The organism is Flavobacterium maritimum, assembly GCF_040049085.1.
Lineage (GTDB): Bacteria > Bacteroidota > Bacteroidia > Flavobacteriales > Flavobacteriaceae > Flavobacterium > Flavobacterium maritimum.
In genome coordinates, this window is sequence record NZ_JBDLZY010000005.1 from 313,318 (window position 1) to 336,602 (window position 23,285).

15 protein-coding genes and 2 tRNA genes are annotated in these 23,285 nt (G+C 36.1%); 4 read left to right on the plus strand and 13 right to left on the minus strand.

The genetic code is table 11. The features are described from left to right. Positions 1 to 13: 13 nt before the first annotated feature. Positions 14 to 1,345: an MFS transporter gene (locus ABEB23_RS12665; protein WP_348812969.1), complete on the minus strand. Its 1,332-nt coding sequence runs from the start codon at positions 1,343 to 1,345 to the stop codon at positions 14 to 16. Positions 1,346 to 1,533: 188 nt separating this feature from the next. Beyond that, entirely contained in the window at positions 1,534 to 2,556 is a 1,023-nt protein-coding gene (locus ABEB23_RS12670; RefSeq protein ID WP_348812970.1) for a LacI family DNA-binding transcriptional regulator, read from the minus strand. Between the two features lie 237 nt (positions 2,557 to 2,793). Between ABEB23_RS12670 and ABEB23_RS12675 the strand changes: the two genes are divergently transcribed. The 4 genes from ABEB23_RS12675 to ABEB23_RS12690 all read left to right on the plus strand — a co-directional run bounded on the left by ABEB23_RS12675 (position 2,794) and on the right by ABEB23_RS12690 (position 11,429). Next, a complete protein-coding gene (locus ABEB23_RS12675; protein WP_348812971.1) occupies positions 2,794 to 5,736 on the plus strand; it encodes a SusC/RagA family TonB-linked outer membrane protein in 2,943 nt (980 codons plus the stop codon). A 17-nt stretch (positions 5,737 to 5,753) separates the two neighbouring features. Further along, on the plus strand, positions 5,754 to 7,352 hold the full coding sequence (locus ABEB23_RS12680; protein WP_348812972.1) for a RagB/SusD family nutrient uptake outer membrane protein: 1,599 nt from the start codon (positions 5,754 to 5,756) through the stop codon (positions 7,350 to 7,352). 22 nt (positions 7,353 to 7,374) lie between these two features. Beyond that, the gene (locus ABEB23_RS12685) at positions 7,375 to 8,481 is read left to right on the plus strand and encodes a SusE domain-containing protein (RefSeq protein ID WP_348812973.1); all 1,107 of its coding nucleotides are present in this window, start codon (positions 7,375 to 7,377) and stop codon (positions 8,479 to 8,481) included. A gap of 74 nt (positions 8,482 to 8,555) precedes the next feature. Beyond that, entirely contained in the window at positions 8,556 to 11,429 is a 2,874-nt protein-coding gene (locus tag ABEB23_RS12690) for an alpha-amylase family glycosyl hydrolase (RefSeq protein ID WP_348812974.1), read from the plus strand. Between the two features lie 111 nt (positions 11,430 to 11,540). Here ABEB23_RS12690 and acs read toward each other — a convergent pair whose 3' ends face one another. The 11 genes from acs to ABEB23_RS12745 form a co-directional block, all read right to left on the minus strand. Beyond that, entirely contained in the window at positions 11,541 to 13,448 is a 1,908-nt protein-coding gene (acs, locus tag ABEB23_RS12695) for an acetate--CoA ligase (protein ID WP_348812975.1), read from the minus strand. Positions 13,449 to 13,504: 56 nt separating this feature from the next. Beyond that, complete coding sequence (locus tag ABEB23_RS12700; RefSeq protein WP_348812976.1) at positions 13,505 to 15,400, minus strand: acetate--CoA ligase; 1,896 nt, start codon at positions 15,398 to 15,400, stop codon at positions 13,505 to 13,507. A gap of 18 nt (positions 15,401 to 15,418) precedes the next feature. Then, complete coding sequence (locus tag ABEB23_RS12705) at positions 15,419 to 15,781, minus strand: response regulator transcription factor (protein WP_348812977.1); 363 nt, start codon at positions 15,779 to 15,781, stop codon at positions 15,419 to 15,421. A gap of 5 nt (positions 15,782 to 15,786) precedes the next feature. Further along, positions 15,787 to 18,489: an ATP-binding protein gene (locus ABEB23_RS12710; RefSeq protein WP_348812978.1), complete on the minus strand. Its 2,703-nt coding sequence runs from the start codon at positions 18,487 to 18,489 to the stop codon at positions 15,787 to 15,789. After that, positions 18,482 to 18,676 carry a hypothetical protein gene (locus ABEB23_RS12715; RefSeq protein WP_348812979.1) on the minus strand — a complete coding sequence of 65 codons (195 nt, stop codon included), beginning with the start codon at positions 18,674 to 18,676 and terminating at the stop codon, positions 18,482 to 18,484. The genes ABEB23_RS12710 and ABEB23_RS12715 overlap by 8 nt, the downstream gene beginning before the upstream one ends. Positions 18,677 to 18,810: 134 nt before the next feature. Next, positions 18,811 to 19,038 carry a DUF6814 family protein gene (locus ABEB23_RS12720; protein WP_348812980.1) on the minus strand — a complete coding sequence of 76 codons (228 nt, stop codon included), beginning with the start codon at positions 19,036 to 19,038 and terminating at the stop codon, positions 18,811 to 18,813. 11 nt (positions 19,039 to 19,049) lie between these two features. After that, the gene (locus ABEB23_RS12725; protein WP_348812981.1) at positions 19,050 to 20,585 is read right to left on the minus strand and encodes an MFS transporter; all 1,536 of its coding nucleotides are present in this window, start codon (positions 20,583 to 20,585) and stop codon (positions 19,050 to 19,052) included. Positions 20,586 to 20,606: 21 nt separating this feature from the next. Continuing rightward, positions 20,607 to 21,845 carry a hypothetical protein gene (locus tag ABEB23_RS12730; protein ID WP_348812982.1) on the minus strand — a complete coding sequence of 413 codons (1,239 nt, stop codon included), beginning with the start codon at positions 21,843 to 21,845 and terminating at the stop codon, positions 20,607 to 20,609. Between the two features lie 107 nt (positions 21,846 to 21,952). Next, positions 21,953 to 22,372, minus strand: a complete 420-nt coding sequence (locus tag ABEB23_RS12735; protein WP_348812983.1) for an IS1/IS1595 family N-terminal zinc-binding domain-containing protein — start codon at positions 22,370 to 22,372, stop codon at positions 21,953 to 21,955. 456 nt (positions 22,373 to 22,828) lie between these two features. Further along, positions 22,829 to 22,901 (minus strand) — tRNA-Phe (locus ABEB23_RS12740). 240 nt (positions 22,902 to 23,141) lie between these two features. Then, positions 23,142 to 23,214: transfer RNA gene (locus ABEB23_RS12745), tRNA-Phe, on the minus strand. Positions 23,215 to 23,285 lie beyond the last annotated feature (71 nt).

Genomic DNA, 23,285 nt, shown 5'->3' on the forward strand with positions numbered 1-23,285 from the left:
ATTTTAATATAGATTATTTTGTAGTTGATGCGGTTTCCTTAACAAAAGAAACGCCTAGACCTGCAATTAACATAGAAGCTCCTGCGATAACTATGATCGCCATTGGTTGACCTCCAAATAAGGCAATTAAGGTGCTGCCTAGTAAACCAGCCGCGATTTGTGGTAAAGTAATGGTTGCGTTAAACAATCCCATGTAAACTCCCATTTTGTCGGCAGGTAAAGAACCGGATAACATGGCATAAGGCATAGCTAAAATAGCGGCCCATGCTAAGCCTACTCCTACCATAGAAACTAATAACAGATTTTTATCCTGTACGATGAACATTGAGATTAATCCAATGCCTCCTAGTAAAAGAGAAAAACTGTAGGTTTTTTTTCGGCCAATAGATTTTGCTATGGATGGAATTAACAAAGAGAATAGTGCTGCTATTGCACTGTAGAATGCGAACATCACACCAGTCCAATCACCAGCTTCGTTAAAACCAATTGATTTTGCATCTAATGCTTCAGGACCCCAAACTTGATTCGCAATAGCTCTGGTCGTGTAAACCCACATTAAAAATAAGGCAAACCAAGAGAAAAACTGAACGAATCCCAATTGCCAAAAGACTTTTGGAGCTGATACGATCAAATTAAAAATATTTGATTTTTCTTTTTTCTCGGGAGCGTCTAAATCGATTTGGTTATACTCGGCATGTTCTTTTGGTGCGTATTCTTTCGTTTTAAAAACAGTCCATAACACACTTACAAGTAAAATAGCTCCTCCAATATAAAAGGACCAAATTACTGATTCAGCAACTTTTTCACCTGCAGCAGGCACATTTGCTACCCCTGCTTTTGCAAGAATCCAAGGGAGTAAAGAACCAAAAACAGCTCCAAAATTAATTAATGCACTCTGTAAAGAATACCCAAGGTTACGCTGGTCATCATTCACCATATCGCCAACAAGAGCTCTAAATGGTTGCATGGTAACATTAAACGAAGTATCCATCAATAAAAGCATCACTGCACCAAAAAGTAATGGAGGTAAAAGATAAGCGAAGTATTCTGCGTTTGGCATAAAAAACATGGCCAAGGCCGAAACAACTGCTCCAAAGAATATAAATGGAATTCTACGGCCCAATCGGGTCCAGGTTTTATCGCTCGAAAGACCAATGATAGGTTGAACAACTAAACCTGCCAGAGGCGCAGCTAGCCAAAAATAACCAATGCTGTGAACATCGGCACCTAAGGCTTCTAATATCCTACTTGTATTTCCATTTTGTAGAGAATAACCAATTTGAACTCCTAAGAATCCAAAACTTAGATTCCAAATTTGCCAAAAACTTAATTTGGGTTTTTCCATTATCGTAAATTATTTTAATGTACGATAAGCGCTTTGCTTATCAAAACTTAACTCATTTTCGAAGTAAAAGTAAAAGCTTTGAGGGGTAAATATATAAATATATTTTAAACTTTTATTTTTCAAATTAAAAAAATGGCAAACTTTTTCAACTACAAGGTTGTAGTAATGAATTAAATAGCAGAAAAATACTAATTGGTAGACTCTCTTTCTATCAAGTGTGTTTCGATTACTTCAGTTTTATAGTTTTCTTCTCCTTCTTCTTCCTCAGCTTCTAATCTTTTGATCAGCATTTTTGCAGCTTTATTACCCATTTTTCGTCCGCTTTGACTAACAGTAGTTATGGTTGGTGTGGAATATTTTGAAATAATTCCGTCCGTAAAAGCAATAACAGCTAAATCTTTGGGAACGTTTAGTCCTATTTTGTTGGCTGTTTTTATAATGGTCACCGCAAAAAGTTCATTCACTGCAAATACAGCATCGATTGCTTTGTCTTCCAATAATTTTCCTATTGTAATTTCGCAGGTGTCTACATTTTCAATTTTGATGATTAGATTTTCATCAAATGGGATTCCGTTATCCAATAGTGCTTTGATATAACCGTCTGTTCTTAGTTTACCAACGCTCACATAGTCTACAGTAGTGACTAGGGCAATTTTTTTCTTCCCTTTGTCAATCAAACTTTGCACGGCTTCATAGGCAGCTGATTTGTCATCGATGATTACTTTGTCGCAAAGAATTTCATTAGTAACCCTGTCAAACATAACAACAGGCATGCCTTGGTTAATTACTTCAGTGATATGATGAAAGTCACCTCTAAATTGGGTTTCTTTAGAAAGGGACATAATAAATCCGTCAATGCTTCCATTAGCAAGCATTTCCATATTTAATACTTCTTTGTCAAAGGAGTCATCCGACAAACAGATAATTACACTATAACCATTTTCATTTGCAACATGTTCGATACCATTAATAACGGTCGAAAAGAAATGGTGGACAATTTCGGGAATGATAATGCCTATGGTTTTTGTTTTTCGATTTTTTAAACTTAAAGCAATATTGTTGGGCTTGTAGTTATAGAATTTAGCAAAGGCTTGTACTTTTAATCTGGTTTCTTCTCCTATTTCCAAGCTGTTTCTTAATGATTTTGAGACCGTAGAAATAGATACGTCAAGCTCTTTTGCAATTTGTTTTAATGTTACCTTCTTTTTCATGGATGTAGGTTTGGAAAAAATTATTTTATTAATAAAGGTATGTTTTATTTTGATTAATGACAATTATAAGCTTAAAAACTTCAATAATATAGAAAGTTTTCAACACTATTTCGTTTTCGTAAGCCCTTATGATTTATGTCATGTCGGTCGCGTTAATATTTTCCTAATTTTGGAATTCGAAGTAAAATTAAAAGCTTAAAACTACAACCAAAACTCAAATTAATTTAAACAAAAAGTATGAAAACAATTTATAAAAAGTTGTTATTTTTATTACTACTCCTGCCTTTTAGTGTTCTGGCTCAGAATACACTAAATGGTATTGTTGTTGACAAAGTGTCGGGGCAGCCAATTCCAGGAGTAAATGTAAATGTACAAGGCGCCAATAACGGTGTTTCGACAGATTTTGATGGAAAATTCCAAATAGGAAATCTAAAAAAAGGCGATAAAATCGTTTTTTCTTTCATTGGCTACAGAAGTTCTGTTGTTAATTATGATGCGCAAAAATCACTAAATGTTTCTTTAGAGGAAGATGCTAATCAATTGAAAGAAGTAGTTGTTCAAGTAGGTTACGGTACTGTTAAGAAAAAAGACGCAACAGGAGCTGTTACTGTATTGGGAACTAAAGACTTTAATAAAGGGCCTGTTACTTCAGCAGACCAGATGATTACCGGTAAAGTGGCTGGTTTACAGATCATCAACGGCGGAGGGTCTCCGGGTGAAGGGGCAGTTATCAGAATTAGAAGCGGATCTTCTTTATCTGCTAATAATGATCCATTATATGTTATTGATGGAGTTCCTGTTGCGGCTGGAGGTGTTAGTGGGGGTAGAAATCCATTGTCTACAATCAATCAAAACAATATTGAATCGATTACAGTATTGAAAGATGCTTCTGCTACTGCAATTTATGGATCTCGTGCCTCTAATGGTGTTATTATCATCACGACTAAAAAAGGAAAAGCAGGAGATGTTCAAGTAAGCTATAACGGAAGTTTCCAAGTTTCTGAAATTACAAATACAGTGGATGCTTTAACTTCTACTCAATTTAAAGATTTCATCACTGCTAATGGTTCGCCTGCGCAACAAGCTTTAGTTGGTGCTGCTAATACTGATTGGCAAGACGAAATCTACAGAACAGCAATGGGTACAGATCATAACATCGCTGTGAGTGGTGGTGCTGATAATGTAGGGTACAGAGTTTCTGCAGGATATGCTAATTTAAATGGTATCTTGAAAAGAGATAATATGGAAAGAAGTACTTTGCAGGCTTCTGTTACAGGTGATTTCTTGGATAAACATTTAAAAATCCAATTAAACAATAATACTGCTTATATTAAAAATAATTACAGTAATAGAGGTGCTATTGGTGCTGCTATCGCTTTTGATCCAACGCAAATTGTAAAGAATGCTGACGGAACGTATTACCAATGGTATACTTCTCCAACAGAAATTAATCAATTGGCAGGAAGAAACCCATTATCTTTAATAGAGCAACAAGATAATTATGGTAGTTCTTTTAGAAGTATCGGTAATATTCAAGTAGACTACAAAATGCATTTCTTGCCAGAATTAAAGGCAGTTGCAAATTTAGGATATGATGAGTTGAGTGGTAGATCTTTTGGTGGTGTTCATTCTGATTTTCTTAATGGTTTAGATGGATCAGGATTCAATAATACTTATGAGAATACAAATTCAAGAAAAAACAAATTAATGGACTTGTATTTAAACTACAATAAAAAAGTAGAGTCTATTAATACTTTATTTGATGTAACCGCCGGTTATTCTTACCAAGATTTCAGGGATTCAAATGGTGGTTTTTCATACAATTATGAAAATGATGTAGTAACTGATGTAATCGGTGTTCCTTCTCGTGTTAATTTGCAATCATTTTTTGCAAGAGCAAATGTTTCTATAACTGATAAGTATTTATTAACATTGTCTTACAGACGTGATGGTACTTCGAGATTTACTGAAGATAATCGTTGGGCAAATTTCCCTGCTGTAGCTTTAGCATGGAAATTAAATGAAGAAAACTTCCTAAAAGATGTTGAAAGTATTTCTACTTTAAAACTTAGAGGGGGATGGGGTGTTACCGGTCAACAAGATATTGGGGTAAGTTATCCTTCAATTCCTTTGTATTTGGTGTCCAATGCTTCTGCTCAGTACCAATTTGGAAACACATTTTACAATACATTCAGACCACAACCTTACAATAGTAATTTGAAATGGGAAGAAACGACAACAGTCAATGTTGGTTTGGATTTCGGATTCATAAACAATAGAATTAGAGGTACTGTTGATTTGTATCAAAGAAATACAGAAGATTTATTATTATACACGCAAAACCCTTCTTTCTTTGGATTCTCTAACTATGATAATTATAACATCGGGACTATTGAAAACAAAGGTATTGAGTTATCTGGTGATGTTATACCGGTTAAAACGGATAGTTGGGAATGGACAATTGGCGGTAACGTAACGTTTCAAGATTCAAAAATCACTAAATTAACTACTGTTTTGGATAATACTCCGGGTATTAATGTTGGTGGTTATGCAGGTGCAACAGGAAATACAATACAAAACCACCAAGTAGGTTATTCTCCAAGCTCATTCTATGTGTATGAGCAAGCTTATGGTGCAGATGGTAAACCATTAGACGGAGTTTATATTGACAGAAATAAAGATGGTCTTATAACTGCGGAAGATAAATATCGTTTTCACAAACCGGCAGCTGATGTTTTTTACGGATTCAACACAAGTTTGACTTACAAAAATTGGGATATGGCGATGAACTGGAGAGGATCTTGGGGTAATTTTAATTACAATAACGTAGATTCTAATAATGGTTCTTATCAAAATGTATTGCTAAGAGAAACGGATTTATCAAACGGTGTTGAAAATCTTTTAGAAACTGGTTTTACTACTCAAGATACTAAAAGATACGAATCGGATTACTACATCCAAGATGCTTCTTTTGTTAGGTTAGATAATGTAAGTGTTGGGTATACTTTTAATCAAAAAGAAAACGCTGCAACCTCATTAATTAAATTGACTTTGGCAGCGCAAAACGTTTTGTTATTCACGGATTACAGTGGATTAGACCCGGAAATTTCTGGAGGTATTGACAATAACTTGTACCCACGACCAATTACTTTCACGTTAGGTTTAAACGTTAATTTCTAATACAAATAACAAGAAAAATGAAAAAGACACAAATAAAATTATTGGGTATTTCTTTGTTACTGTTGGTGATGTTATTCCCATCGTGTACAGATGATTTGAACCAAGCGCCTGAAAGCTCTAATGCTATTCCCGGTGAAGAGTTTTTTACGGATGCCGCTTCTTATAAGCAAAATCTAGCTAAATTATATGCAGGATTTGCTACTTCTGGTCAAACAGGACCATCAGGATCTCCTGATATTTCTGGAATTGATGAAGGGGAAAGTCAATACGTAAGAGGATTTTGGTTGATGCAGGAATTAACTACTGATGAGGCTGTTATTGCATGGAATGACGGAACGATAAAAGATCTTCATAATCAAACTTGGACTTCTTTAGATCGTTTTATCACAGCAACTTTTGCACGTTTCTCTTTTCAAATTGTAAACTGTAATGAGTTTTTAAGACAAACTACAGATGAAAAATTGGCTGCGAGAGGTTTGGATGCTGCTTTGATCGCTGAAATTCAAACTTACAGAGCTGAAGCTCGTTTTTTAAGAGCGTTGACATACTGGCATTTAGTGGATATGTTTGGTGGTGGTTCTTTGGTTACTGAAGATTCTCCAAGTTCATTCTACTATCCAGAATATGCAACTAGAGCTCAACTGTATGAATTTATTGATACGGAATTAACGACTATTACTCCGCTATTGAAAGCGCCAAAAACAAACGAAGCGTACAGAGTAGATCAAGCTGCTGCTTGGATGTTACAAGCTAAATTGTATATGAACTCAGAAGTGTATATTGATACTCCTAAGTTTGACGCGGCACTTCCTTTAATCAACAAAATAATTGCTTCAGGGTATTCAATTCATAATAATTACAATGAGTTGTTCTTGGCTGATAATAATAAAAACGGAGCTCAAAACGAATTTATATTTGCTATAGGTTTTGACGGTATCCATACTCAAACTTATGGTGGGACAACCTTCTTGGTTCACGCACCAGTGGGAGGAAGTATGCCTGCATCTGAATTTGGAATCAATGGTGGTTGGGCTGGAATCAGAACAACATCAGCTTTTGTCGACAAATTTGCTGCGAATACTACAGATACCCGTGGTCAATTTTATACTGATGGGCAAACTAAAGAAATCGTTACTATTGGTTCGTTTACTGATGGATATGCGGTTCAAAAATTTAGAAATGTTGATGTAAACGGAGTTCAAGGTTCAGATAAAGCTGGAAACTTTGCAGATACAGATTTTCCTATTTTCCGTTTGGCAGATGCATATTTAATGTATGCTGAATGTGCTGCAAGAAATGGAGCAGGAGGGGCTACTAAAGCTCAGGCAAGAACTTATGTAAATGCGTTAAGAACCAGAGCAAATGCTGCAACAGTAAGTGAAGCTGACATAACAGAAGATTTTGTGCTTGATGAGAGAGCAAGAGAATTGCATTGGGAAGGACACAGAAGAACGGATTTAATTCGTTTTGGCAAGTTTTCAGGCGGTAGTTATTTATGGCCTTGGAAAGGAAATGTATCAACTGGAGCGCCAACGCAATCATTTAGAGATTTATTCCCGATTCCAGCAACTGCATTATCTTCAAACCAAAAATTACAACAAAACCCAGGGTATTAATAATATAAAAAATAAATAAACGATGAAAAATATAACGAAATCAATAATTGCTTTATTCGCGGTACTTGCTTTGTCTTGTAGCGTAGAAGATGTAGAAGACAGACCAGTAATTGAAGGTGTAGATACTCCTGAATTAGTTGCTCCGGAAAATGATAAAGCATTTGTATTACTTGAAGACAATGCTAATGATGTGGTAGAGCGTTTTGTTTGGTCTGCAGCTACGTATGCTGGAGATGTTGAGATAGGATACAAACTTTTAATTGATGTTAAAGGTGGTGATTTTACAAATGCAGTTGAATTAGGAGGTACTTCTGGTGCTACTCAAATTGAAGTTTCTGTAAAAACATTAAATCAGGCTATTATTGCTTTGGGAGGTATTCCTGAAGAAATAGGTTCTTATGATGTTAAAGTTCAATCAAGCCTTAGTGGAGTTGAAACAATGATTTCTGAGACTCCATTGAGTATATTGGTTACTGCTTATACAGGATTAATCCCTTACGCATTTACTGATTGGTATTTAGTTGGAGATGCAACAGCTGCTGGTTGGAATAACAACAATAAGAATCAACCATTATTTAGAAGCGGTACAAATGCAAATGAATACAAATTCACAGGATTCTTCAAAGCAGGTGCATTCAAATTAATCAGCTCTCCAGGTAACTGGGCACCAATGTATGGTAAAGGGGATGGAGATGCTATCGTGGCAAGACCAACTGAAGCCGATGCAGATCCAGCATCTTTCACTATTGCGGCTGACGGATATTATACTTTTACAATGAATACTGAAACATTAACTTATACTTTAGTGGCTTATGATGCTACTGCTGCTGCAAGTTATACTACTATTGGTATTATAGGAAGCGCTACACCTTCAGGATGGGATGCTTCTACGGCTCTTACACAATCTGCTTTCAATTCGCATGTTTGGTCTTTAGACTTACTGATTTTAAATGAGGGTGAAGCTAAATTTAGAGCTGATAATCTATGGACTAAGAACTGGGGGTCTAATACTGCTTTTTCAGGTGTTGGAGTTCAAGAGGGAGCTAATATTCCTGTAGCAAAATCTAAATACAAAGTTTATTTCAATGATTTAGACGGAAGCTATTTATTGATTCCAAATCAAGAATAATAATTTATTGTAATTTCAAAAAGGGCTATCATTGTATAGCCCTTTTTTTTATATAAACTAATTAATAACAAACTATGAAGAACACTTTACTTTTAGGATTGTTTTTTCTTTCGATTTTTGCTTCGGCACAGCAACAAACGGTTACTTATTCCATAAGTCCTGCAACATTCGAGGAAACAACAGCTATTACTATTACCATTAACGGGAGTAGTGTAAACGAGACCACTTGGGGTGTTACGGGAAATGCATTGTACTTATGGGCTTGGGCCTTTGATACCAATGATACTGCCCAGAAAGGGACTCCTCTCAACGGTTCTTGGACGGCTTCTGATGAAGCAAGTAAATTCACTTACAATTCCGGCAGTGATACTTATACCAAAACAATTACGCCTACAACCTATTATAACACAACTGGAATAGGGAAAATAGGCTTTTTGATAAAAGCCAAAGATGGTACCGGTGATAAAAAATCACAAGATATTTTAGCTGAAGTTGGAGCTTTCCAAGTTAATATGACAGCACCATTGCAAAACAGTTCAACCATTATTGCTTCTGGGGAAAGTTTAAGTATTACAGCTAACAATTCCAACGGAAAAGCTTTATATAATTTAAAGGCAAATGGAGTGAGTATTACGAATGCTTCCGTATCAAGCTTTAGTTATACCCATACTAGTATCACAGAGAATCAAAATTATGAATTGGAGGTTACGCAAGGAGCTACAACGATCATTAAAAAATTCAGTGCAATTGTAAATCCTGGAACAGTTAGTGCTACAATGCCGGCTGGTTTGTTGGATGGAATTAATTACAATGCAGGCGATGCCACCAAAGCAACTTTAGTTTTGGATGCACCGCTTAAAGATTTTGTCTATGTAGCAGGTAGTTTTAATAACTGGCAACCAACAAACACCTATGTGATGAAAAAAGATTCAGGATCAGGGAAGTTTTGGCTAGAACTAACAGGTTTGAACTCAGGGACTAATTATACCTATCAATATTGGGTAGTTGATGCCACGCCTCTTGCGGGTTCTCCATCTCTGGTTAAGACTGCCGATCCGTATTCTACTCTAGTATTATCTCCTTCTGATGATTTAGGTATTTCCGCAAGCACATATCCTAATCTTCCTGCTTATCCAGTGGGTCAGGAACGCGAGGTAACTGTTTTACAAACAGGACAGACACCTTTTGCCTGGAGCTCTGCAACGACTAACTTCGTGAAACCGGAAAAAGAAAAATTAGTGGTTTATGAAGTTTTGGTAAGAGATTTTGATGCGAATAGAAACTATCAAAGTTTAATTGACCGAATTGATTATTTCAAAAACCTGAAAGTGAACGCCATTCAATTAATGCCGGTAATGGAATTTGAAGGAAATGAAAGTTGGGGGTATAACACTTCTTTTCATATGGCTCTGGATAAATTTTATGGAACTTCGACTAAGTTCAAGGAATTTATTGACCTATGCCATCAAAACGGGATTGCAGTAATTCTTGACGTCGCTTTGAATCACGCTTTTGGAAGAAATCCTATGATAAGAATGTGGATGAATGATACTGATGGTGATGGATGGGGTTCGCCTTCGACAGAAAACCCATATTTTAATACGGTTGCGAAGCATACTTATAGTGTGGGGGAAGATTTTAATCACCAACAGGCTAGAACTCAGGATTATGTAAAAAGGGTAATTAAGCAATGGGTGGAGGAATATAAAATTGATGGTTTGCGTTGGGATTTAACAAAAGGGTTCACTCAGTTATGTACTTCGTCTGATCAAAATTGCACAAATACCTACAAACAGGACCGCGTTGATGTTCTAAAAAGCTATGCTGATTATTCTTGGGGATTGGATCCAACCCACTATACCATTTTTGAGCATTTAGGAAATGATGATGAAGAGCAACAATGGGCGAATTATCGTATTGCAGAATCACCAAGTAAAGGAGTAATGATGTGGGGAATAATGAATAGTCAGTACAATGATTTGTCTATGGGATATAGTAGTAATATCTCCCGAATGAATAGTGTAAGCAGAGGATTCACCAAGAACAGATTAATGGGTTATGCCGAAAGTCATGATGAGGAACGTTTGATGTATAAAAATTTACAATTTGGGAACAGTACCAATGCTTCCCATAATGTAAAAACGCTAAGTACCGCATTATCGAGAATGTCGGCTATAGGTGCTGTTTCTTTATTAGTTCCGGGACCAAAAATGATTTGGCATTTTGGAGAGCTGGGTTGGGAATCTTCTATTTTTACGTGCAATAACGGAACCGTAAATACGTCATCAGATGCTACATCAGGTGATTGTAAATTGGATACTAAACCGCAGCCACAGTGGACTAATAACTGGTTAGGCGATGCCAGTCGAAATAAAATCTATACGGATTGGTCTAAGATGATTGCATTGAAAACTGTAGAGCCTGTATTTTTAGGAACTGCAACCATGGCCAATACCAGTTCTTTGTACCCAAATATTAAAATTAGCAATAGTGCTTTGGCTTCGACAGAGCTTAAGGATGTTTTAATAATAGCCAATTTCAATGTGACTACTCAAAATGTACCAACAGGTTTTCCTTATACCGGAACTTGGTATAATTTGATGGATAATACAACCATTAATGTAACGAATATAAGTGCAACTATTTCACTTCTTCCCGGGGAGTTTAAAATTTATGGAAATAAAGCAGCCACTTTAGCCATTGCGGACTATGAAAAAGCGGCAACTATTCAGTTATATCCTAACCCCGTTTCCAGTTACTTTACCTTAAATGTTAGCACTACGAAAGTACAATTATTCTCCATTGGAGGACAATTAGTAAAAAGTTTTGAGGGTGATCATTCTGAAAACACTGTATTTGATGTCAAAGATTTGAGTAATGGACTTTATATCGTAAAGGTCCTTAATGAAAACAATGAAGTGCAGGTCATAAAATTGCTTAAAAATTAAATTTTTTTTGAAATAAGCAGAAAAGGCTGTCCGTAGAAAGACAGCCTTTTTTTATAAAAAAAACTGCTCCAATTTTGGAACAGTTTCTCTACTGCAATTAACAATTAAAAACTAAATTTTTCCGTTTTTGATTTCTTCTACAATTTCAGGATTCAATAAAGTGGTTATATCACCAAAATTAGAATAATCGCCTTCAGCTATTTTACGCAAAATGCGGCGCATGATTTTCCCGGAACGTGTTTTAGGTAAACCAGAAACAAATTGAATTTTGTCTAACTTGGCAATAGGTCCAATATGATCTGAAATTTGTTGATTAATCTCTTTGCTTAGGTTTTCACGATCACGATATTCACCGGATTCTTTAAGAATGACAAAACCATAAAGAGCATTTCCTTTAATGTCATGAGGGAAACCTACAATAGCACTTTCGGCAACTGCTGGATGCTCATTAATAGCGTCTTCTATTGGGGCCGTTCCTAAATTATGTCCTGAAACAATAACCACATCATCTACACGACCGGTAATTCTGTAATAGCCAACTTCGTCACGTAATGCTCCGTCTCCCGTGAAATATTTTCCTGGAAAAGCACTAAAATAGGTTTCTTTATAACGTTGATGATCACCCCAAATGGTTCTTGCAATTCCTGGCCAAGGGTATTTAATACACAAACTTCCGGTTACTTGATTTCCTTCAATTTCATTTCGTTTTTCATCCATTAAAACGGGCTGAATTCCAGGTAATGGTAAAGAAGCATATGTCGGTTTGGTCGGTGTCACAAAAGCAAGAGGCGAAATCATGATCCCTCCGGTTTCCGTTTGCCACCAAGTATCTACGACCGGACATCTTTTGCCTCCAACATGATCATTGTACCAGTGCCAAGCTTCTTCATTGATCGGTTCTCCTACGGAGCCAATCACTTTAAGGGAGGATAATGGATATTTTTGAACATACTCCAAGTTCTCTTTTGCTAAAGCACGAATGGCTGTTGGCGCAGTATAAAATTGCGTTACTTTATGTTTCTCGATGGTTTCCCAAAAACGGCTAAAGTCGGGATAGGAGGGAACGCCCTCAAAAATTACGGTTGTCGCTCCGTTCAATAAAGGACCGTAAAGAATGTAGGAATGCCCGGTAATCCAACCGATATCAGCGGTACACCAGAAAATATCATTTTCCTCGTAACTGAACACATTTTTAAAAGTATAGGCGGTATAGACCATGTAGCCAGCTGTTGTATGCACCATTCCTTTAGGTTTTCCGGTGGAACCAGATGTGTAAAGGATGAACAAAGGGTCTTCAGCATCCATGATTTCTGCTACATTATTATCTAATGCTTTGTCTAAAAGTGGTTGCAACCAAATGTCGCGGCCTTCTTTCATTTTTACTTCAGTGTTGGTTCTTTTGACAACCAAAACAGATAAAACAGAAGGACATTTTTCTAAAGATTCATCTATGATCCCTTTTAGATCGATGGTTTTGTTGCCGCGATAACCGCCGTCAGAGGTAATGACCATTTTGCATTCGCTGTCATTTATCCTGGCCGCTACAGCCGAAGCAGAGAATCCCGCAAATACAACTGAATGGATAGCTCCGATTCTGGCGCAAGCCAAAACAGAAACAGCCAATTCGGGAATCATAGGTAAATAAATACAGACTCTGTCCCCTTTTTTGATACCTTGTTCTCGTAGAACATTTGCCATTTTAGAAACTCGTTCGTACAATTCATTATAAGAAATGTGTAAAGCTTCTTCTGTAGGATCGTTCGGTTCGAAAATGATAGCAGTCTTATTTCCTTTTTTGGCAAGATGTCTGTCTATACAGTTCTTTGTAATATTCACTTTGGCATTTGTAAACCATTTTATATCAGCTTCAGCCATATTAAAATCAATTACTTTGTCCCATTGTTGGTACCAGGTAAAGTTTTCAGAGGCGATTCTGTCCCAAAATTTACGTGGCTCACGAACTGATTTTTTGTAATGTTTGAAGTACTCTTCTAAATTTTCGATTTTGTAATAACTCATTGTTTTTTAATTAATTCGTTGATAAGCTAATTTGTTATGAAATGTGGTAAGGAGTTTTATTTGTAAACTCCAATTTGGTACTTTGTTAAAACCTCGATGATTTCGCCCACAATGGTTTCGTCATCAATGGTTGAGGGAATTTGAAAATCGCCTCCGTCGGCAATACTTCTCATTAGTTTTCTGAGAATTTTTCCGGAACGGGTTTTGGGTAATCGTTCTACGATGACAACGTTTCGCAAGGAAGCCACCGCACCAATTTGTTGGCGCACTAATTTTATAACTTCTTGTTCTAATTGATAATGTTCAATTTCTTCTCCATGTTTGGTTACCACCAAAGCCAGAGGCGTTTGTCCTTTTAATTCGTCATTTATTCCAATTACGGCACATTCTGCAACTGCATGATGGGAAGCTACAATTTCTTCCATTTCTGCTGTGGAGAGACGATGACCGGCAACATTAATAACGTCGTCAACTCTTCCGGTAATGAAAATATAATCGTCTTCATCTTTGAAACCGCCATCCCCTGAGAAATAATATCCGGGGAACTTGTTTAAATAACCGGCCTGGAATCTCGGATTGTCTTTCCATAAATCCAATAAAGTTCCCGGAGGCAATGGTAATTTTAGCACCACATAACCTTCTTCATTAGGGCCTAATTCTGTTCCGTTTTCACCAAAAATTTTAATATCATAACCGCAAACGGCTTTTCCTACAGAACCTGGTTTTATGGGTAAATATTCAATTCCCATCATATTGGCAATCATTGGCCAGCCAGATTCTGTTTGCCACCAATGGTCAATGGCAGGAATTGGAATATTTTCCTGATACCAGTCTAAAGTCGCTACATCGCAACGTTCGCCCGCTAAAAATTGTGTTTTCAAGGAACCTAAATCGTATTCTTTGATAAAATCGCCGTTTGGATCTTCTTTTTTGATGGCCCGAATAGCTGTTGGTGCCGTAAACATTACATTTACTTTGTGCTCGTCAATCATTCTCCAAAAGGTACTTGCATCGGGTGTCTTGATTGGTTTTCCTTCAAAAATAATAGTAGTGTTTCTGTTAATTAATGGTCCATAAACGATAAAACTGTGGCCCACAACCCATCCTACATCTGATGCTGCCCAGAAAATATCACCTTCGTTTGCATTATAAATTTTTTGCATCGAAAATTTGAGCGTAACAGCATAACCACCGGTGTCGCGCACAATTCCTTTTGGCTTTCCGGTAGTTCCTGACGTGTATAAAACGTACAGCGGATGTGTGGCATTCAGAACAACACAAGGCGTTTCTTCAGATCCATAAACCAAGGCATCATAATCAACATCGTATTTTTTAAACGGAACGCGTGCTCCTAATTTTCGATTAAAAACAACCACTTTTTTGGGTTTATGATTGGCTAATTCAATGGCTTCATCAACCAAAGGTTTGTATGCAATCAATCGGTCTATTTCGATGCCTGAAGAAGCTGTCAAAATAACTCTTGGTTTACAATCATCTATTCTGATGGCTAATTCATGGGGCGCAAAACCTCCAAAAACTACCGAATGTGTTACACCAATTCTGGCACAGGCGAGCATGGCAAAAGCGGCTTGGGGAATCATCGGCATATAAATAACAGCCGTGTCACCTTTTTTTAAACCTAAGGACTGCATACCTCCGGCTAGTTTTGCCACTTCGGTTTTTACTTCCGAAAAAGTATATTTTTTTACGACTTGTGTTACCGGCGAATCATAAATTAGGGCTATCTGGTCACCATGACCATCCTGAATATGTTTGTCAAGGGCCAAATAACAGATATTTAATTCTCCGTCTTCATACCAAAGAGGATATCCATTTTTGTCACTCGATAGAATGATTTCCGGTTTGTTATGCCATTCAATTGTATTGGCTTGTTCAGCCCAGAAGTTTTCCGGCTGTTCAATGCTTGCTGTATATATATCTTTATAGTTCATTTCAAGTCTGATTGTGGTTTATTGTATTAATTCTTGTACCTGTTCTACTAGTTTCTTTACAGAAAAGGGTTTGACGACATATAAATTGGCTCCTAATGCGAGTCCTTTTTCGATGTCTTTTTCTTTGTTTTTTGCCGACAGGAATATGACTTTACAATTTTGTAAACGGTCATCTTTTTTTATTTGTTCCAATGTGGCAAAACCATCCACCATAGGCATCATTACATCTAGAATTATAATATCAGGAAGCTGAGTTTTCAGAATGTCCAGCGCCTCTTGTCCGTCGCGTGCAATATAGACTTCAAAATTGTTTCTTTTGAAAGTATATTCTAATGCCATTACGATATTGGGTTCGTCATCTACAATTAAAATCTTCTTCATTTTCTTTAATTTTCGGTTGTATTATAATTAGGTAAGGTAAAGATGAAAGTAGCTCCGTTGGCTACATTGTCTTCAGCCCATATTTTTCCTTTATGATGTTCTATAATTTGCTTGCAAATCGCTAATCCTAATCCGCTTCCAATTGGTTTTTTGACATTTTGGTTTCGGGATTGGTAGAATTTATCAAAAATAGCTTCGAAATCTTCTTTCATAATTCCTTTTCCGTTATTATGGATTCGTACTTCAATATTGGTTTTGTTTTCAATAATTTGAATCGAAATTTTTCCTTCTTTTTCTGAGCAAAATTTTATGGCATTCGATAATAAATTGTGCATCACCTGGACAATTCGTTCTTCGTCATAAAAAGCTTTTATTTCTTTGTTGTAATCATTGAATTCGACACTGATTTTTTTATTTTTAATTAATTGTTTGAGCGATTCTAATGTTTTTTCAATAGTTTTAGAAATGTTATTTCTCGAAAGGTAAATTTTTTGCTTTCCGGTTTCAAATTTTTCCAAATCCAGAATTTTATCAATCAGTCGATTCAGTCGATCCGATTCGGAAATAATGTTTTGTAAAAACTGTTTTCTTAATTCTTCCGGGATATCTTCGTCATCATGTAAAATTTCACTGGCGGCACGAATGGCTGTTATTGGCGTTCGTAATTCATGTGTAACGGTATCCAGAAATTCATCTTTTTGGATGTCTTTGTAAACCAATTCCTGATTGGCATTTTTTAACTGTTCGGATATTTTTTGTAATTCATTGGAAGTATCCGTCAATTTTTTGTTGATGATGATGTTCTCTTTTGATTCTTCCAGAATGCGTAAAACCTCTGTCAAACTGATTTTATCTTCCTTTACAACGCTTGATATTAGGATTTTGGCGGAAGCCGTACCAATATGTCCGGTCAATAAATTTTCGGCAAATTTTATAAATCGAGCATCGGCAGTGGTTACTTTTTGATCAATATTGTATTTTAAATTAAAAATAGTCATCGCTCGTTTCGTTCTTTCCTCTCCGAGAAATCGTTGTAAAACTTTTTGAATATCCGAGATGTAGGCCGTTCCTTTCCAAACAAAGGCATCTTCATGATTAGTAATGTATTTGTCTATATCCACAAACATTTCGGCATAATTGCGTTCTCTGTAGTTTCCTTTGAAACTCACTGAAATTGCTGAGTAACAGATGATATTAAATAACAAACTCCAGAAAAGTGCATGTGGAATTGGGTCTAAATAATCTAATCCGAAGAGTTGAAATGGTTTTAGCAATTCAATTCCCCAAGGACCTTCCTGTACGAATAAATTGGATGAAGCAGTAATTCCAATTGCATAAGGCATTAAAAGTGTGTAAAAACATATTAAAAACCCAATAATTATTCCAGTGATAGCTCCTTTGCCAGAACCTCTCCTCCAGAATAAAGCGCCAAAGAAAGCGGGTGCCAATTGACCTATAACTACAAAGGATACCATTCCGATGGAAACCAACGAATAGTCCAGAATGAAAATTCGGTAGATAGCATAAGCCAAAATAATAAGCGAAAAAATACCTATTTTTCTACTGTTTACGATTCTCTTGCTGTTCTCTTTCTGTGATGTGTTTTGGAGTGAACCAATGAAACCATAAGGAATCAATAAGTTATTACTTAACATGGTTGCCAAAGCAATGGATGAAACGATTATCATTGAAATTGCGGCTGAAAACCCACCGAGGAATACCAAAACAGTCAGGAAATTGTTGTTGAAAAATTGTGGAATTAATAATGAATAGGTATCTGAATTGAGTCCTTTTCCTTGAAAAAGAATATTACCTCCCCAAGCGATTGGAAAAACAAAAATATTGAATAGCAAAAGGTATAAAGGAAACAACCACATTGCAGTTCGAATATGGGTTTCTTTATTGTTTTCAACAATGGCGGTATGAAATTGTCTTGGTAAAAGAAAAATGGCAAACATCGATAAGACACACAGGAAAAACCAGTTGATTCCGCTAGTGAGATCACCTATGGAGTTCTTCTTTTCAAAATTTTCTAGAACAGCCGCTTTCGTATAAATGTCATCAAAACCATCAAAAACAAAAAAGGTTACATAAGCGCCAATAATTAAAAAGAAAACTAATTTCAATATCGATTCCATGGCAACTGCTGTAACAATACCGCGTCTTTTTTCGGAAGCATCTACATATTTTGTCCCATAATAAGAAGCAAATAATGCCAGGGCAATACAAACATAAGTGGTTGTGTCATTGAAAATATTGGAACTCTCTTGGGTTTTTGTTACAATATGAAAGGTTTCTGAAATGGATTTCAGCTGTAAAGAAATATAAGGTAAGATTCCAAAAATACAAATTAAGGTAACCAATGCGCCCAAGAATCTGCTGTTTCCATATCGTAAAGAAATAAAATCCGCAATACTGGAAATTTTATTCACTCTTGAAATTCGGATAATTCTTTTAAGAATAATCATCCAAGTGGGAATAATGATTATTGGTCCCAAATAAATGGGTAAGTAGCTAAGACCGGAATCTGCGGCTACTCCAATACTTCCATAATAAGTCCAGGCTGTGCAATATACTGCCAACGAAAAGGAGTAAATGTATGGATTGTTTGTCCATTTAGAATGGCTTCTTTTTTCTGCCCAATAAGCAATGTAAAAAAGAATAGACACATAAAGTGCTAGAATGAATAAAAGGCCTACGCTAGTCATAATATCTTTTTATAATTAGGTAGGTTATGGCTATAGAAAACAACCATGCTGAAAACAAATAGACGTAGATAACCGGAAAACCGAATAATGGTTTGGAACTGTCAAATAATAGCAAAAGCGGAATATTCAACGCTAGTAGCATTAGCATTGAAAGTATAACTAACTTTTGTTCATGTCTCTTTTTCATGTGAAGATATTATTTGCTTTTCAGCGGGATGCGCAATCACCATTCTTGCATTTTTTTGAATCATGGTGATTTTATTCTAATGAAAATAAGCAATCTCTACAGGTGAATGTAGAGATTGCAATGATAAAATGTAATCAATGACCTTTTTCGTCATAATCACCCATTAAGGCATAGTAACCAAAAATACCTAATCCTAAAACAATTAATGGGGTTAATATGAAAAGGATGATGATTCCAAATACTAAATCTTCTTGTTTGCCAGATGCGAATTTTGGTAATCCAAATTCGAAAATGCAAAAATAAGCAGCGGCAATAGCTAAGGCTATCCAAATCAATCCTAGAGCTCTTTTTATCTGATTCATGTCTAAATATTTTAAGCGTGAGTGTTTTTGTCTTTATTTTTAATGTAAACCATTCCAACTACAAAGGAAACGGAAGCAATAACGATTGGATACCAGAGTCCTTCCAGATAAAATTCGGCATCGCCGGCATCTTTGGCATGTGTAACAAAGTAGGTGGATATAGCAGGAAGTAATCCTCCGAAAATCCCGTTTCCTACGTGATAAGGCAATGACATAGAAGTATATCTAATTTTTACCGGGAACATTTCTACAAGGAAAGCTGCTATAGGACCATAAACCATAGTAACGAATATTACTTGTATGAATACTAAAAAAATTAATACCCATTGGTCGCTGGAGTTTATAGTTACAGTTGTTTTAGTTTCTACTTTTGGTTTTCCGTCCACCACCATGGCTGTTCCGTTTTCTAAAGATACGGTTTTAATTTCAAGTACTTTTGTTCCGTCAGTATACTCTTTATTAGTAGTATAGATCGAGTCCATAGTTTGTTTTTTGTTCTCTTTCAGTTCAGAAAGGATCGTTGTTTTTTCAACTATTTCGGTTTTGTTTTTGGCATTTGTGGTTTCAAACATTTGTTTATAGATAGGTCTGTACAGTAAAATAGCACATAACATACCACCCATCATAATGTATTTTCTGCCCACTTTATCACTTAACCAACCAAATACAATGAAAAATGGAGTTCCAATTATTAATGCAATTCCCAATAAAGTGTCTACCTGAGAAGAATCAATTGACATTACCGTTTTCAGGAAACTCATAGCGTAAAATTGGCCCGTATACCAAACAACCCCTTGTCCCATGGTAGCTCCAAACAGAGCTAATAAAACAAATTTCAAGTTGTAACGATGTCCAAAACTTTCTTTTAATGGATTTGTACTTGTTTTACCCTCACTTTTGGCTTTGGCGAAAACAGGAGACTCTTCCATGTTTTTTCTAATCAAATAAGAAACACCTACCATGATGATTGAAACCCAAAACGGAACTCTCCATCCCCATTCGTCAAATTGTTCTGGTGTTAAAACGTTTCTGGTGGCCAGAATAACCATTAGGGAAATAAATAATCCTACAGTTGCAGTTGTTTGTATCCAAGATGTCCAGTATCCACGTTGTCCAACAGGAGCATGTTCTGCCACATAAGTTGCTGCTCCTCCATATTCGCCTCCAAGAGCAAGACCTTGAAGCAAACGCAAAATCAATACTAGTAATGGTGCCAGAAATCCAATGGTTTCGTAGCTGGGAATACAGCCTATCAGGAATGTGGCTCCACCCATTAATAACAGGGTAACCATAAAGGTATATTTGCGGCCAATTAAATCACCCAATCTTCCAAAGAAAAGGGCGCCAAACGGACGAACTACAAATCCGGCTGCAAACGTGGCTAATGTAGATAGGAAGGCTGCAGTTGGGTTGTCTGAAGGGAAGAACTTAGTTGATATTACAACGGCTAAACTTCCAAAAATGTAGAAATCATACCATTCAATCATTGTACCCATAGAGGATGCGGAAATCACTTTCCAAATTCCTTTTGTTGATCTATTGCTCATACTTTTTTTGTTTTTTAATTATTATAGATAAATCATTGCTTGTAATGTGACGGTATTTATAGCCTTGTTTGTGGTGTATTTTGTACTTTGATATTCTAAAGTAAATTTCGAGTTATGACCACTTAAAAAGGCATTGGCTCCTAATCCAAATTGACTGGCATTATCATTCAAGGCATCAATTTGTCTGTCATTATAAGAAACATAAGGTTGAAATCTTGTTTTTGATTTACCTGGAATAACATAGCCTACCTGGGCATAAAGCATTGATCCCGTTTCATAGGTGGTTGAGTATCTAAAGTTTTGTCCGTAATTGTTGTTTTGGTATAAAGCATAAGCGGTAAGGGCTGCGCCTTTGGTTCCCAGCGGTGCGTCGTAAAAAGCATCCAGTCCAAAAATAGAAACATCTTCTCCACTTAGAGTGCCCAAATTATCAGCATTCACTGCACCATTCGGATGAAGGAAAAAACCGGCGCCAACATTGAATACTTTTTTAGTTCCTAAATAAGTTCCTACTTTGTACGGTAAAAAATTACTTTCTGCATCTAAAAAGCCATATTCAAAATAGCCTGCATAGGTTTTGCCAGCTTCTTTTGATCCTAATAATCTTCTGCCGGTATAAGTTGCCGGGCCATTATTTACTGGGACTACCGTTGATTGGAGGTTATTGGTCATCGCATCGTTAATTGAAACGCGATATTGCACTTTTCCAAAAGCACCTTTCGCAAAAACACCAATATGTCTGCCAAATTGATCTGAAAGTCCTAAAGTAGCCCAAGTTTGTCTTTGATTATCCAAAGTCATGATGTTTAGTGTGCTGGCACTATTCAAACGAGAAATTCCATTCCAATAGTGCAATCCTCCACCGATGGCATTATTTTTTCCTAAACTGTATTGCGCATAGGCATCGTGTAAAAATAACTGGGAACCTTCTCCTGTTCCGGTTGGACTTAGGTTATTAGAATTCAAACTATTTAATCCAAAATGGGTTAGGATTAAGAAATCTTTACTGATTTGAGCATACAATAAAACTCGGGCTCTTCTTAAGCTAAAGTCGATGTTGGCTTGCTCATTGCCGTTTGCATCCAATGGGCGGTCTGAATTGTATTGGGTCCAAAATTGTGCCCAAGAGATTACTCTAAGATATTTGGAGCCTTCGTCATTCAAATTAAATTTCATTCCGGACCCATAGTCGGGCGACCCCTGTGAAAAACCTTTTAGCGATAATAGCAGAAGTGTTGCTATTAAATAAATTTTTTTCATAATAAAATAGAGTTTGGTTAGTGAAAGTGGTTAGTTTCAACACAGCCAAATTCTGATTTTTTGTTTGAAAAAAAAATTTACATATATATAAATGTAAAGAGCTATAGTTAGTCTTTAAATCTTTCCCATTTTATAAGCATAAACTTGTCTCCGAGTTCCGTTATAATCATACCGGCGCCAGAGAGTAATTCTTTGTTTTTTAAGTATTCCACCAGTTCTAAGTGGTTAAAAATCTTGTAAGTAGGGTGGTAGTTGGCATGAGATGGTTTTTTTATATTGAAAGTCTTTACCCAGTTGCTTATCGTTACATGGGAAACCCCGATAATTCGTTCTATTTCGCGATAACTCAAGCCTTCAAGGTACAACTGAAGAGCTTTGGTTACATAGTAATCATCTATCTTTTTTCCGATTTTGTTAACCGTAAAAAAATAGTTACATTTTTTGCATAAATACCTTTGTTTGTTGTTAACTACACCACTTTTGATAATGTGGGTATTTTGGCATTTCGGACAGGATAAAATTTCCATATATATAAATTTTGCATAAATATATTAAATTAGCAAATATATTTATTGTAATTTGATAATAAATATTCAAAAAAATTGCGAAACACTTATTTATATTGACAAAATTGTGTGTGTTTGATAAATTTTTCGTTTTTGTCACTATGATGCCTTCTTTTGGTAAAACTGTTTTTTATCTATTGGAATTTGTATTTTTTAATTTAAAGATTGAGATATAAAGAGTTTAGTTGCAGGATCTATTCGAATGATTTTGACCGAATTTTTCTATTTGTAAAAAGAATGAAGAAAGTGTTGGTGCGAAGTTTTTGTGGTTTGACTTTGAGGTAAAGAGGTGTCTTTGAATAGGTAGCAAAAACCTAAGTTCCGAAGTGTCGATAGAACTAGGACATATGAATTGCTCCTTGTTTTTTCAGAAAAGTGTTAAAAACAAAAAACCCGAATATTTCTATTCGGGTTTTGTGGTACCTCCAGGGATCGAACCAGGGACACATGGATTTTCAGTCCATTGCTCTACCATCTGAGCTAAGGTACCTCTCTTGTTGCGGGTGCAAATATAGAACGATTTTTAGTTTATCCAAATATTCGGGCTTATTATAAAGTAGAATTTTGAAAAAAAAATATTTGAAAACAAAAAACCCGAATTCCGAAGCGTCGTAACTATCCTGGTTTTGTGGTACCTCCAGTCCCGAAGGTTCGGGAGAACCGGGTACATGAATTAGTTTTCTGAAAAGTATTAAAAACAAAAAACCCGAATATTTCTATTCGGGTTTTGTGGTACCTCCAGGGATCGAACCAGGGACACATGGATTTTCAGTCCATTGCTCTACCATCTGAGCTAAGGTACCTTGCTTGTTGCGGGTGCAAATATAGGACGATTTTTAATTTATCCAAAACAATTATTAAAAAAAATCAATTC